Origin of the sequence: Pseudomonas sp. AN3A02 (assembly GCF_011765255.1) — a bacterium.
GTDB lineage: Bacteria > Pseudomonadota > Gammaproteobacteria > Pseudomonadales > Pseudomonadaceae > Aquipseudomonas.
This window is the reverse complement of the sequence record NZ_JAARNI010000001.1, coordinates 958,122-971,246: the sequence shown is the minus strand read 5'-3', so window position 1 is coordinate 971,246 and position 13,125 is coordinate 958,122. Positions and strand designations below refer to the sequence as shown.

The 13,125-nt window shown below is 60.1% G+C and carries 10 protein-coding genes; 2 read left to right on the top strand and 8 right to left on the bottom strand.

What is annotated here, in order from left to right; all coding sequences use genetic code 11:
* Window positions 1–157 precede the first annotated feature (157 nt).
* Both HBJ59_RS04565 and HBJ59_RS04560 read right to left on the bottom strand, forming a co-directional pair.
* Window positions 158–559 carry a DUF4440 domain-containing protein gene (locus HBJ59_RS04565; protein ID WP_076014367.1) on the bottom strand — a complete coding sequence of 134 codons (402 nt, stop codon included), beginning with the start codon at window positions 557–559 and terminating at the stop codon, window positions 158–160.
* On the bottom strand, window positions 556–1,746 hold the full coding sequence (locus HBJ59_RS04560) for an MFS transporter (protein ID WP_167662870.1): 1,191 nt from the start codon (window positions 1,744–1,746) through the stop codon (window positions 556–558). Before HBJ59_RS04560 ends, HBJ59_RS04565 begins: the two co-directional genes overlap by 4 nt.
* 111 nt (window positions 1,747–1,857) lie before the next feature.
* Here HBJ59_RS04560 and HBJ59_RS04555 point away from each other — a divergent pair, with 111 nt between their 5' ends.
* On the top strand, window positions 1,858–2,721 hold the full coding sequence (locus tag HBJ59_RS04555) for a LysR family transcriptional regulator (RefSeq protein ID WP_167662869.1): 864 nt from the start codon (window positions 1,858–1,860) through the stop codon (window positions 2,719–2,721).
* A 164-nt stretch (window positions 2,722–2,885) separates the two neighbouring features.
* Here HBJ59_RS04555 and HBJ59_RS04550 read toward each other — a convergent pair whose 3' ends face one another.
* Both HBJ59_RS04550 and HBJ59_RS04545 read right to left on the bottom strand, forming a co-directional pair.
* Entirely contained in the window at window positions 2,886–3,698 is an 813-nt protein-coding gene (locus tag HBJ59_RS04550; RefSeq protein ID WP_167662868.1) for an SDR family oxidoreductase, read from the bottom strand.
* Window positions 3,699–3,715: 17 nt separating this feature from the next.
* A complete protein-coding gene (locus tag HBJ59_RS04545; RefSeq protein WP_167663427.1) occupies window positions 3,716–4,180 on the bottom strand; it encodes a multidrug transporter in 465 nt (154 codons plus the stop codon).
* Window positions 4,181–4,377: 197 nt separating this feature from the next.
* On the opposite strand from HBJ59_RS04545, the gene HBJ59_RS04540 reads away from it, so the two are divergent.
* Window positions 4,378–7,758: a dermonecrotic toxin domain-containing protein gene (locus HBJ59_RS04540; protein WP_167662867.1), complete on the top strand. Its 3,381-nt coding sequence runs from the start codon at window positions 4,378–4,380 to the stop codon at window positions 7,756–7,758.
* Window positions 7,759–7,861: 103 nt separating this feature from the next.
* On the opposite strand, the gene HBJ59_RS04535 is transcribed toward HBJ59_RS04540, so the two are convergent.
* The 4 genes from HBJ59_RS04535 to HBJ59_RS04520 all read right to left on the bottom strand — a co-directional run bounded on the left by HBJ59_RS04535 (window position 7,862) and on the right by HBJ59_RS04520 (window position 12,968).
* Complete coding sequence (locus HBJ59_RS04535) at window positions 7,862–9,313, bottom strand: mannose-1-phosphate guanylyltransferase/mannose-6-phosphate isomerase (protein WP_076014362.1); 1,452 nt, start codon at window positions 9,311–9,313, stop codon at window positions 7,862–7,864.
* Window positions 9,314–9,530: 217 nt separating this feature from the next.
* Window positions 9,531–10,187, bottom strand: coding sequence for an alginate O-acetyltransferase AlgF (locus HBJ59_RS04530; protein WP_076014361.1), 657 nt, complete (start codon window positions 10,185–10,187; stop codon window positions 9,531–9,533).
* Window positions 10,188–10,203: 16 nt separating this feature from the next.
* Window positions 10,204–11,391, bottom strand: a complete 1,188-nt coding sequence (locus tag HBJ59_RS04525) for an alginate O-acetyltransferase (RefSeq protein WP_076014360.1) — start codon at window positions 11,389–11,391, stop codon at window positions 10,204–10,206.
* A gap of 11 nt (window positions 11,392–11,402) precedes the next feature.
* Window positions 11,403–12,968, bottom strand: a complete 1,566-nt coding sequence (locus HBJ59_RS04520) for an MBOAT family protein (protein ID WP_076014359.1) — start codon at window positions 12,966–12,968, stop codon at window positions 11,403–11,405.
* Window positions 12,969–13,125: the final 157 nt, after the last annotated feature.

Here is a 13,125-nt window from a genome sequence, read left to right as displayed (position 1 = left end):
GCGGGCTTGCTCGCGAAGGCGGTGGATCAATCGCCACATGTATTGACTGGCACACGCCTTCGCGAGCAAGCCCGCTCCCACAACTTGATTCAGTGCTTTCAGGTGTATCGAGGTGCATCGCAGGCAGCCCCACAGTTGATTTCTGTTGTTTGGGAAGTCAGGCCTGGCAGTAGGTCTCGTGCAAGTGCCGCCATAGCAGGGCGCCGCTGGCCAGTTTTTCGAATACTACGGTGGCGCGGCGGTCGGTCTGGGTGCCGCTGTCATCGATCTGATGCTCGCGATACGTCACGGTCGCGCCACGTGCATGACGGTCAATGCCAGTCAGTTCGCTCAAGGTTATCTTCAGCCCCGGACGCTGGCCACCCAGGCGGGTGAACAGGTAATTGACCCCGGCCGCGTTCATCCGAGTCCCGGTGGACGGCGCAATCATGCTGAAGTCGGGGGAGAAGCGCGCCAACAAGGTGTTCAGTGTTCCCTCGGGCGCAACGCCTGCAAACCATTGTTCGATCTCGACATGGGTCTGGATCACTTCATCAAAAAAATCACGGTAATCAATCATTGTGTGGGCTCGCTGGCAGGGTGAAGCAGTGTCCGTACTTTGGATGCATCCAGGCACAGTACTGCAAATAAGGGGATGAGGGTCAACGCTGCGGCAATCGCGAAGGTCGCGGTGAAGGAGTCCAGCGCGGCCAGCACCCCGCTGAGCACGGCGGCACCGAGGCAAAAACTCAATTGCCGATTGATATTCCACAAGGCGCTGGCATGCCCCATGCGCTCGGCCGGAATGTCGAGAAAGGCCAGGGTTTGCGCGGTGCTGCTGCACAGGCTGCCGCCCAGGCCCATCAGGATGTAGGCGAGCACCACGACTATCGGGTGTGGCTCGATCAGCAACAGGATGCCGATGGATTGCAGCAGCATGCCCGCCAACAGCAACGGCCGAGGCCCGCAGCGATTGAACAGTTTTTTGCTCAAGGCAATCGCCAGCCCCGAGGCCAGCGCCCAAGGCAGCATCAGCGCGCCGATGTGGCTGGCGCTGAACCCGAGGCCGTGCAGATAAAGAATCGCCACCAGGTTGGTGCCGATAAACACGCCCGGAATGAACAGGTAGACCAGCATCGCGACCCGCAGCATTGGCCGGCGAATCTGCGCGAGCACCGCGCCGAGATCCAGACTTGGGCGGGTGGCAGCGGGCGTGTCCACCTCCAGCCAGCTCAACGTCAACATCAAGGTGATCAGCGCCAGCGGCAGGTTGGCGAAAAAGATCCAGCGCCACGACACACTGTCCACCACCAAGCCGCCCAATGCTGGCGACAACGCCGGAATCAGTAACGCCACCAGCATGACTTTGGCCGTCAGTTGGCTGCGTTCTGCCGGGGCAAAATGCCGATAGGCCAAGGCTTGGCCGACAGGAATCAACAAGCCACCGCCCAAGCCTTGCAGCAGGCGCCAGCCGATCAACGTTTCAATCGACGCGGCCTGGCCCACCAGCACCGAGGCCACGCCGAACAGCAGCAGGCTTACGGCAATCAAGCGTCGTTCGCCCAACAGGGCCGCCAGCCACACGCTCAGGGGAATCACCACGGTCAGGCCGAGCATATAGGCGTTGCCGATCCACGCCAGTTGCGTGATCGAGGCGTGTAACTCCCGGGCGATATCCGGGTAGGCGATGGTGGCGACAAACATGTTCACCAGGTCGAGGGCGAAGCCCAGTAGAAAGATCCAGGTGACTTTCGAGCGGTAGGTCATTGCGCTGTTCCTGCGGTGGATGGCGGCAGGGTAGGCGGGTGCAGGCACTTGGGAAACAGCAGTTTGACTGTTAGTTTGTCAAAAATATTTTGACAAAGGAGGGTGTGGCCCATGGTCAGCCTGGATCGATTCGACACCTTCAAGGCCGTGGTCGAGGCTGGTTCATTGACCGCAGCCGCTGACTTCCTCGGGCAAACGCGGGCGGTGGTGAGCTTCAACCTCAAGCGCCTGGAGGCCGAACTGGGTGTCACCCTGCTGACCCGCAGTACTCGGCAACTGGCACTGACCGATGCCGGTGAACGCTTTTACCTGCGCTGCACGCGGATGCTGGAAGAGGCACGGCTGGCGGTCGAGGAAGCCCGTTCGGAACACAGCCAGCTCAAAGGCACGTTGCGTATCACCACCACCGTCGAATACGGATTGGCCGTGGTGGTGCCGGCACTGGAAACCTTTCGCGGCCTGCACCCGGAATTGAACGTCCAGTTATCCACATCCTCCAGCCACGCTGACCTGATCTCCGAGCGGTTTGATGTGGCCATTCGATTGGGACGGATGCTCGACTCCAATCACCGGGCGGTGCAGCTGTCGAGCTACGAGATTTTTGCCGTGGCCGCGCCGGAGTTTGCCGGGGTCGCCACGCTGGATGAATTGGAGCAATTGCCCAAGCTGGGCCATGGGCGGCTGACGGAGTTGGCGGTGGTTGATCCGGCTGGTCTCGAGCGCCTGTATCGCCCGGGGCCTGGCAAGGCTTCATTGGTTGCGGACAGCGCCGCCATTCTCCAGGCCTTCGCCGTGCGCGGGCATGGTGTGGCGATCCTGCCCCAGTGGCTGGTGCAGGAAGACCTGGAGGCGAGGCGTTTGGTGCGTCTGCTGCCGGGTCATCGATTTGCGCCACAGGGGGTGTATGCGTTGTACCCGGATACTCGGCATTTGCCGCTGAAAGTGCGGGCCTTCATTGATTTCATGAAAGGCTGATCAGTCGAGAAACCGTGTGGCGAGGGAGCTTGCTCCCGCTGGGGTGCGAAGCACCCCTGAAAAGGTCAGCGCATTCTTTCAGGAATACTCGGGCGGATGGTTTTGGGGCTGCTGCGCAGCCCAGCGGGAGCAAGCTCCCTCGCCACGGGTGTGGCGGGGGGCTCTTACAGCTGGCCGCTTAGGCCAAAGCGTTTTTTCAAGACGGTCTCCAGCAAACCCTTGGGCAGCAACGCCGCCATCAACGGCAATGCCCGGCAGCCATTTCCCGAGCGTAACAGGCGCGGCGGTGTTGTCTGTTGCACGGCCTTCAATACATCCGCGGCAAAATCGCGGGCGGGCGTAGGCCGATCCTGGGAGGCCTTGGCCCGGGCGCGGATGCTTTCGCGCAGCGGCCACCAAGGCGATTTTTCATTGATCAACAGCTCGGCCTGGGTGCCGGCGTTTTTCGCAAAACTTGTATCGATGGCGCCCGGCTGTACCTCCATCACCCGTACGCCGAAGGGCGCGAGTTCCATGCGCAACGCATCACTCAAGGCGTGCACTGCCGCTTTCGAGGCGCAATACGCACCGGCAAACGGTGTGACCAGCACGCCGGACACGCTGCCGATATTCACCACTAACCCTTTACGACGACGCAGGGCCGGGAACAGCGCCTGGGTCACCCCGACCACTGAAAACACGTTCGTCTCGAATTGCTGCTGCATCGCCTGAGTGCCGCCGTCGAGCAGCGGGCCCATGGCGCCGTAGCCGGCGTTGTTGATCAGCACATCCAGCTCGCCGATCTGGCCGGCCAATTGAGCGAGCGCGGCGCTGTCGTTGACGTCCAGTTGCACGGCGTTGAAGCCGGCGGCGCGAAGTGCCGTCACATCATCAGTGCGCCGGGCGCTGGCCCACACGTCAAAACCGGCTTGCTTGAAGGCATCCGCCAGGGCACGGCCAATACCACTGGAACACCCGGTGATGAGTACGTTGGGCATGGATCAGTCCTTTGTTGTTAGTCGGAGAAGCTGCCTTGCAAATGCTCGGCGCGAAATTCCAGGGTTTGCGGGCGATAGCCGGGGCGCAGTGGCGGTACCGGCAGGCAGTCTTCCCAGGTGGCGCCGGCTTGCAGTTCGCCGGGGCCGCGATAGCGTGGGGCAGCGTAGACGTTGTCGGCCAGGTTGACGGTGTCGCCTGGTGCATAAGCTGCGACGCGCCAGCGCAGTTCGGTCAGTGGCACATCGTTGCCGTTGTTCAGAGTGAGTTTGAGTGGCCGGTCTGCCGGGCATTCTTGAGGCGCGTAGACGGTGCGTAATTCCAGGCGTGCCAATTGTTGGGCCTCACGCTTGTCCAGCCACACTACGCCTACCGCGACCAAACCCAGGCCGATGGCGGCCGCAAGGGAAACCGGCAACGCCTTGGCCGGATAGCGCAGCAGGAGGATCAACCAGGTGATGATCAGTAGAACGCCGATGAACACGATAAAACCCTCGCTTGCCATGAGCATTCATCGTAGCTGAGCCCGGGGGCCAAGCCTAATCACTTGCGGTAATGCATTGCACTTTACCCACCGGAACCCGCTGGCGCTCTTACACCACGGATTGATTCATCACTGGAGTGATATCTCTTTTACAAGGGTAACAATGGACTAACTCCCTTTTGCACAGGGTCCATTCAATGATTGTTAAACGTCATACCGAGTATCAGCCTGATCTTGCCCCTCCTTCAGCTTTAAACGGCCAGCGAGCCGCTGAAAACCAGACGCCTCAGCTCAGTAGCGCGGCGTCATTTTCTGGCCAGGCCTTCCCTGGTGCACCTGCTATGCCGGTCGTTCGGAGCATTCGTCCGGCCACTGTCGCCGAGTATGCTTTTGGTAGACCCGCCTCTGCTCAACAGGGTTATTTCAGCCAGCACAATTCACTCAACATTCAAATCAACCGGTTGATCAGCCAGCAGCCCACCTATGAGCAATTTGTGCAGGAGTATCAGGAGTACGTTGCCAAGACGCCTGGCGCCGTAGGGCAAATTGGTGAGCTGTTTGCCAACGCCGTCACTCGATTCTGGACGTCTCCCCGCCCCACCGAAACAGACCCCAGCCCGCCTCAAGACCAACTGATCAACCTGCACCGCCAAATGCTCTCCACTCAAGCGGCCCTGCGCGTGGAGGACGGTACCCTGAGCCCGGCGAGCAAAGCGCTGATCGACAAAGCGTTCCGTTATCCGACCCTGGCGTCCCGGGGAAGCGCTTTCCCCAACGGTGCGCGGCCCGGTGTATATCCGCTCACGGTTGATGACACGACGCTGAACGGCGCGCGCCTGGCCGGGGCCTTCATGATTACCGCCTCCGATGGCTCCCTGCAAACCCAGCCTCACTGGCCCAACGGCAACAAAAACATGCTTGCCAACCAAGACAACGGACCTGTGGTGCTCTACACCCCCGGTGAGGGCTTTGAGGAGTTCGCGACCCCTGCCCAATTGCAGTCGACGCTGATGCAACGAATTGACAAAGGCGGCGTTCGCGCAGAGCTGCTGTCACAGAGCTTGCCCTTGTCGGCGGAAAACCTGCGCAAGCCTTTACGCGGCGAAGACCTGATGCTCAGTTTCGCTCCCACCTCAGGGGACGTGATTGCTGAAGCGATTCCTCAGCTTCTGGAGCGACAAAAAGCCGAACTGAATGCACTGACTCACTCAGACACCAGCGACATGAACGGCCCACAAATCTCCCAGGCCATGAACAGCGCCGCCAATTGGTCTACTCAACTGGACGGCAGCAACGCAATGCTCGCCCGGGGAGAAAGGCTTGAAGACAAACAACAGCCGCAGTGGCTGAAAAACCTGTCGCGCATGAACGAGGGCGAATACAAGTCTCTGGAGGCGAGCGAGCAGCAATCCCTCCAGTCACTGGTGCCGTTGCTGGAAGCGATTCCTTCACTGCAGGGCTTTGCCCATGACAAATTGGCGGCGGCGCTCAGGAAAAAATACCCCACGGTAAATATCGACCCGGACAAGATCGTGGTCACCACCACCACACAATCCAGGACTCATACCGGTCGGCAAGGCGCTTACGTTGCGCGCAATGTCAGCAGGCAGCACAGCTCATTGATTGAGCTTGCCCTGAAAAACCCTACTGCATGGCCCGCCGCAGAAAGCCACCAGCATGTTGAGGTGAAATTCGCCGCAACGCTGACCGATGTTTCAGGCAAGCCGGTGCTCGGGGCAGATGGAAAACCTGTGGTGTTGGGAACCGAGGAACTCAAGACTCTGGTGAATGAGCTGGATGTGGGCGGTAACTACATCACCCTGCTCAAGGAACGAATGGCGCCTGACGCCCAGACGGGAGCACCGGGGAAACTCCGCTCGGCATGGAAAGCCAACCTGTCGGATGTCATGCAGAAGCAGGCGTTTCTGGGGCAGTTGAATCCGCAGGCTTATCCACAAGGCTCCTCGGGACCTGAATGGGTCCGGGCCGTGCTCGATTTTCCGGACGCTGCCACGCGGCCCCAAGTGGATGGAAAGACCGTTGTCGCAAACACCGTCAGCCACTACGGTCAGGAGCTTCAGGGTGTGGTCGCCATTGGCAACGGCCAGGACGGGCCGCTTGTGCTGTATAGCCCGGATGCGCCCGACGGGATCTCCTTTCGGGAAGTCGCCAATCAGGCGGCGCTCAGTGCGCTTTTCAAAGAACCGGGATGGCGAACCTACGCAAGTAGCAAAACATCGCCGCTCAATCCGGACGGTTTGAGTGCAATCGTCCAGAGGAGCATTGTTGAAAATGTGGGGCGGCTGGGACGGGTGAATGAGTTGGGTAGCAACGCCTACCTCACGCCTATCCAGGGCAATTTACAGGACACTCTGTACAAACAACTGACGGAAATACTGATCGATAAGGCGGACGTCGGATCTGTCAGCTCAGATGAAGTAGCTAAAGAATCGAGATACAACAAGACACTGTTTGGCATCGAGGTCGCCACGATCTTCATGGACCTGCTGCCCATTGTCGGAAAGGGCGTTTCGACCGCGACCCGCCTGACCAAGGCGGGGCTGCGTGTCATCCGGGCACCGGGACAATCCATCGTCAACGTACTCAACAAACCCAACCGCCTTGCCATGATCTATGCCCGGTATGGCGACGGCAGCGGCATGGCCGCGGGTAGCAAGGCCAGCCCAATTATGCGCCCGGTCCTTAACCCGGCGCCGGCAAGTAGAGTCGTCGTGCCGCTGACGACCACACCGGCGGCACACCAGGTACCGGCAGGGGGCGTCTCAGTCCGCGCGTTGCCAGACATCAGCGCCCATTCCGTGCCTGACAGCCTGCTCAGCGGCCGTACGATGCGGGGCGATGGCACTTATCAAGTCGGCGAGCAGTTTTATGTGCGTTACACCGATGGCAGCGGCGTCAGCAAACCGTACGAAATCAGCTCCGTGTACAAGGTCGAGGGTGGATATGTACGGGTCATTGACCCGCAGACCAAAAAGACCGTGGCATTCCTGCAGCCGGCGGGCGACGGCGAATGGCGATTGAACCGGTTGCCGGGTGGCGTCAAGTCAGGATTAGGTCCAAAGAAGACTGGCAAGCCTCAGGCGCAAAAGCTGCTGGGCCAGCCAGGCAGCTCTGCTCCACTCTCTGCAACGAATAAGCAATTGGTCAATCATCCAGATTGGCAGTCGGCAGTGGATTCGGGCACGCACAACGGGCAACCCGTATATATCCACTACACCAGCAAGGAAGGCGCTGAAGCGATTGCTCAAGGGCAAGGTATTAACGATCTGGCGCGCGGTGAAACGCGCGCGGGTTCGAAGGGCGGCGTGTACGTTAACCCCCCCGGCCAGCAATTTAATGGTGAAAACGTCGAAAACCTGTTGTTCCTGGGGAACGAACGCTATGTGGGCAGGGGCGACTACATGGTGATATTCAGCACGGATCAGGTTCCGCAGGATCTGGGTTCCATCACGGCGGGCAGCCCGTTCGTTGAGCTGAAGATGAACAAAGAAATCAAGTTGAACCCGTCGAACTTCCTGTATTTGGGGCCGAATCAGTTTCCCGACTATTTCGGTTGAGCGCGTTTGAAAGCGCTGGGGCATTGATCTGAAAAAGCCCCCGACCCACCGGCTGCGGATAGGGGACGCAGTCGGTGTGACGGGGGCTTCTTGTGCCGCTCTTTTACTGCGCGATGGTTTTCACCGACACGCCACGCTCGATCGGCGTAGACCGACCGTAGATATCTTCAAAACGCTCGATATCGTCTTCACCCAGGTAGCTCCCGGACTGCACTTCAATGATCTCCAATGGGATCTTGCCCGGGTTGCGCAAGCGGTGCACCGAGGCGATCGGAATGTAGGTGGACTGGTTTTCGGTGAGCAGGAACACGTTCTCGTCACAGGTGACTTCGGCAGTGCCGCTGACCACGATCCAGTGTTCGGCGCGGTGGTGGTGCATCTGCAACGACAGGCACGCGCCCGGCTTGACCGAGATGTGCTTGACCTGGAAGCGGCCGCCCATGTCCACCGAGTCATACGAGCCCCACGGACGGTAGACCTCGCAGTGGTTCTGGGTTTCGCTGCGGCCCTGTTCGTTGAGAGTGTTGACCATCTGCTTGACGCCCTGGACCTTGTCCTTGTGGGCAATCATCATCGCGTCCTTGGTTTCTACCACCACGATATTTTCCAGACCGATAACCGACACCAGCTTGCCGTTGCCGTGGATCATGCAGTTCTTGCTGTCCTGGATCACCACGTCGCCTTTGCTGACGTTGCCGTTGGCGTCTTTTTCATTCACGTCCCACAGCGATGCCCAGCAACCCACGTCGCTCCAGCCAGCGGTCAATGGCACCACGCAGGCCAGCTGGGTTTTTTCCATCACGGCGTAGTCGATGGAGTTATCCGGGCAGCAGGCGAAAGTGGCTTCGTCGATGTCGATGGTGTCGGCGCTGTGGTTGCTGCGTTCCAGGGTCAGCAGGCAGGTGTCGTAGATGTCCGGATCGTGCTTTTTCAGCTCTTCCAGGAAGCGGCTGGCGCGGAACAGGAACATGCCGCTGTTCCAGAAGTAACCACCGCTTTTGACGAACTCGGTGGCGCGTTTTTCATCGGGTTTTTCAACGAACTGTTGCACGCGGCTGACGCCTTCGGGCAGCAGCGAATCGTTGGTCGACTTGATGTAGCCGTAGCCGGTTTCCGGACGGGTGGCCGGCACGCCGAACAGCACCATTTCACCACGCTCAGCGGCCACAGTGGCCAGGGCCAGGGCACGTTGCAGGGCTTTCTGGTCGTCCAGCACGTGGTCGGCCGGCAGCACCAGCATCAGCTCGTCACGGCCTTCGTTGACCAGCATCATTGCCGTCAGGGCCACGGCCGGCGCGGTGTTGCGGCCGAACGGTTCCATCAGGATTCGCTGGGTTTCCAGTTTGCGGGCGGCCAGTTGCTCGTTGACGATAAAGCGGTGGTCTTTGTTGCAGACCACGATGGGTGCATCCATGCCGTCGAACACCAGGCGCTCCAGGGTTTGCTGGAACAAAGTGTGCTCGCCGGTCAGGGCCAGGAACTGCTTGGGAAACTGTTTACGCGAAAGCGGCCAAAGACGTGAGCCGCTACCACCGGAAAGGATTACTGGGATCATGTGTTTCTCCTTGAATCAATATGGGTTAGAGCTACTGCGTTCTGTCGTTTCACTCTTGTTTTTGTCTCGGTCCGGGCTGGCCGCTTAATCCTGTAGGAGCGAGCTTGCTCGCGAAAAACCAGAGAGCGCCGGGATAAACCGGGGGCGCTGCGTCATCGTTAGCGTTCTTCGCGAGCAAGCTCGCTCCTACAGGGGGTGCGGTCCGTCCGGTAAATAGTTAGCGGGTCGACACGGGGCGCTTGACCCACACTGGCGACAGGTTGGCGCCGCTGCCGGTGACGTACAGCACTGCGGCCTCACCACGCTCCAGGGCTACCGGCTTCACGTCGCCGACTTTCTTGTCGCCTTCGTACAAGGCCAGGCTGACCTTCACCGGGTTGATTTCGCGCTCGCCACGGCCCTTGGCGGCCACGGCCTGGACCACGTCGGTCTTGCCGTCGGCGGTTTTCAGGGTCAGCGACTTGTCACTGAGGTTCTGCACGCGCACCAGGGATTTCTGCTTGTTCTTGAACGGCGGTTCTTCGATCAGTTGTGGCTGGCCGCTGCCGCTGCTGACCAAGGTGTAGTAGTGATCGGAGGCGAGCTTGACCGGCAGGGTCTGGCTGCCGACCTTGGCGCTGTAGTCACCGCCCGGCATGAAGCTGAAGTCACTGCTGGCCAGCGGTGCAACCTCGTTGAGGTTGGTGCTGCCGACGGTGGCGCTGACTTCCTGGTTGCTGGCGTTGTACACCCGCACAAAGCTCGAGCCTTTTGGCGCGACGGGGCCGTAGAGGGCGGCGTCGCCACCGGCAAATGCGGACATCGAAATAACGCTCATGCCTGCAACGAAGGCAAAGGTTTTTGCGAGACGGCGCGGAGTAGTAGTGAAAGTCATGTGAGTTACCTCTCTTTCAGTTTTGCGCCCGGTTGGGCGTCTCGGAGTTCATGTTTTTAACGGCGGGGGTGTTGATAGCCATGTTCTGTTGGCGCGCACCGGCTTGTTTGAGCTGCGCAACCCACTGCGGGTCGGCATCGCCGATTTCGTTGTTCACAGGCAGATAACGTTCAGGAAACTCCCAGATCAGCACCTGTGGCGGGCTGTTCTTGAAGTCGTCGCTTTTCAGGTAGCTGAGCATCGGCAGGATCGGGCCGTGGCCGTCTTCGGAGTAGTTGATGACGTCGCTGCCCAGCGCTTGCTTCAGTGCGCCGACAAAGTTCCAGTTCGGGTTGGCGCTGTAGCTGGTGCCCACCAGGGCCACCGGGGTTTCGCTGTCGGTGAACAGGGCGTCGTCGCCTTTGGTTTCAGCCAGGTGAGTCACGCGTTTTTGCAGCGGCTCCTTGGGTGGCATCAGGTTTTCGAACAGCGGGTCCAGGGGCAGGAACAGACGCAGGTCGCCCTTGTGTGGCTCGGTCTTCTCGGCTTCGGTGACGAAGCGTTGAGGTTCGCCGCTCAGGGGCGTTTTGTTGGCAATTGTCTTGGCCAGTTCTTTGGCCGCCACTTCAGCGCCGTCCGGTGTCCAGTGGGTGTCGGTGCGCAGGAACACTTGCTGGCCGTGCAGCTTGGCCTGTTGCAGCGGGCCCATCAGGTCGGGAGCGACGATCTTGTCGGCGGCCATGCGGGCATGGAAGTCCTGGTACAGACCTGCGTGGATACTCGCCGGCTGCACTTCACCCAGGTGTTCCGGGTACAGGCGCACCTTGGCCGGCACGATCGCCATCACCAGTTGGATGCCTTGGGCCTTGAGCTTCTGGCGCACGCCTTCCACCAGGGCGTAGTTGCCTTGCAGGTTCTGGTCTTCGTTGACGATGGGGTTGAATTCCTCGTCGCTGTAGAGCCAGTGATCGCGGCCAATCACCACGCCAGGGCGGCCTTCATTGAACAGCTTGTAGTCCAGGGCTGCCCAGAGGTTGGTGCCCAGGCGCTTGATCGGGAACTGGTCGTCGTAATGGGTCTCGACGGCCTTGGTCCAGCGACCGTTGAGCACGGTAGCGTCGGCGTTGGTGCTGAAGCCGAAGAAACTGCGCATCGACCAGGCGCCCAACGCCAGCAGCACGGCCATGAACAAGGCGATATAGAGGACGCGTAATGAACGGGTCATGGTCGGCTCCCTCAGAACTGGAAGTAAAGGAACGGCGAGAAGCTCTGCGCCGAAAGTTTGAGAATCGACGCCACGAACAGCAGCAGTACTGCGGCGCGCATGGCGTAGCGTGGCCAGGTGGCGGTCCAGTAGGCCGGTTGCACGGTGGCCTCGGTGCCAACGGTGTAGCCGGGCTCATGGATGCTGCCCGGGGTGTCGCCCGGTACGGCCTTGATCAAGCCAGGTTGTGCAGTCGCCGGGCCATCGGCCTGGGTGTTGACCGCAGGCTTGGTTTTTTCCGGTGGGCGGTTGTTGTAGAAGTCTCGCAGGCCGAAAAACGCCAGGGTTGCGTATGCCACCACCAGGGTTGCCACTTGCAGGCCGGTGAGGCTGGCGCGATTGAGTTCCGAGAGAGACCACTCGCCGAAGCTGAACATCGCGCCGTACATACGGCCGGCGACGTGCAGGTTTTCCGAGCGGAAGATCACCCAGCCCATTACCACCAGCAGGAAGGTGAAGGCCCAGCGCACGACGTTGAAACTGCGCGGTGCAGTGTTGAGGCCGATGGCTTTTTCAATCGCCAGCCACATGCCGTGCCAGGCGCCCCACACGATGTAGGTGATGTTTGCACCGTGCCACAGGCCACCGAGCAGCATGGTCAGGAACAGGTTGCGGTAGGTGGTCAGCGTGCCTTTACGATTGCCGCCCAGGGTGATGTAGAGGTAATCGCGCAGCCAAGTGGACAGGCTGATGTGCCAGCGCCGCCAGAACTCGGTGATCGACTGGCTGATGTACGGCTGCTTGAAGTTTTCCATGAAGCGGAAACCCATCATCAAGCCCAAACCGATGGCCATGTCGCTGTAGCCGGAGAAGTCGAAATACAACTGTGCGGTGTACGCCAGCGCGCCGAGCCAGGCGTCACCCGTCGTAGGGTTTTGCAGGGCGAAGCAATGGTCGGCGACCACCGCCAGGGTGTCGGCGATGAACACCTTCTTGATGAAACCCTGCATGAACCGCGTGCAGCCCTCGGAGAATTTATCGAGGGTGTGGGTGCGGTTGTTGAACTGGTCGGCCAGGTCGCGAAAGCGCAACACGGGGCCGGCAATCAGGTGCGGGAAGATCGCCACGAACGCCGCAAAGTCGATCAGGTTGCGGGTGGCCGGGGTGTCGCCGCGGTACACGTCGATGATGTAGCTGATGGACTCGAAGATGTAGAACGAGATACCGATCGGCAACAGCACGTGGGTCAGGATGAAAGGCTCAAGCCCCGCCGACTTCATCATCAGGTTGATGCTGTCGACGCCGAAGTTGGCGTACTTGAAGTAGCCGAGGATGCACAGGTCGACCGCCACGCCCAACAGCAGCCAGCGCTGGGCCGGCTTGGTGCGCACGCCTGCCGCACCGACCTTGAGGCCGATCCAGTAGTTCCACAGCGTCACGGCGGCGAACAGCGCCAGGAAGTCCACTCGCCACCAGGCGTAGAACACATAGCTGGCAACCAGCAGCAGCAGATTGCGATAGCGTTGCCCGCTCAAGTAGTACAAGCCGAGGAAGATCGGCAAGAACAAAAACAGGAACACATTGGACGAGAAAACCATCCCGATCTCTCCATGTTTAACCAACAGTCAAGGGCCAACGGCCCCCCCAAACCCCCCCACGAATCTGGGAGGGTGTACGCGTTCAGTGTGGGAGCTGGCTTGCCTGCGATGACGGTGTGTCAGTCGACATCAATGCTGAATGTCATACCGCTATCGC

Excerpts from the sequence above, each read along its gene's own strand:
- HBJ59_RS04555 (WP_167662869.1), top strand. The coding sequence starts at position 1,858 with ATGGTCAGCCTGGATCGATTCGACACCTTCAAGGCCGTGGTCGAGGCT.
- HBJ59_RS04560 (WP_167662870.1), bottom strand. The coding sequence starts at position 1,746 with ATGACCTACCGCTCGAAAGTCACCTGGATCTTTCTACTGGGCTTCGCC.
- HBJ59_RS04540 (WP_167662867.1), top strand. The coding sequence starts at position 4,378 with ATGATTGTTAAACGTCATACCGAGTATCAGCCTGATCTTGCCCCTCCT.
- HBJ59_RS04530 (WP_076014361.1), bottom strand. The coding sequence starts at position 10,187 with ATGACTTTCACTACTACTCCGCGCCGTCTCGCAAAAACCTTTGCCTTC.
- HBJ59_RS04565 (WP_076014367.1), bottom strand. The coding sequence starts at position 559 with ATGATTGATTACCGTGATTTTTTTGATGAAGTGATCCAGACCCATGTC.
- HBJ59_RS04535 (WP_076014362.1), bottom strand. The coding sequence starts at position 9,313 with ATGATCCCAGTAATCCTTTCCGGTGGTAGCGGCTCACGTCTTTGGCCG.
- HBJ59_RS04525 (WP_076014360.1), bottom strand. The coding sequence starts at position 11,391 with ATGACCCGTTCATTACGCGTCCTCTATATCGCCTTGTTCATGGCCGTG.
- HBJ59_RS04520 (WP_076014359.1), bottom strand. The coding sequence starts at position 12,968 with ATGGTTTTCTCGTCCAATGTGTTCCTGTTTTTGTTCTTGCCGATCTTC.
- HBJ59_RS04550 (WP_167662868.1), bottom strand. The coding sequence starts at position 3,698 with ATGCCCAACGTACTCATCACCGGGTGTTCCAGTGGTATTGGCCGTGCC.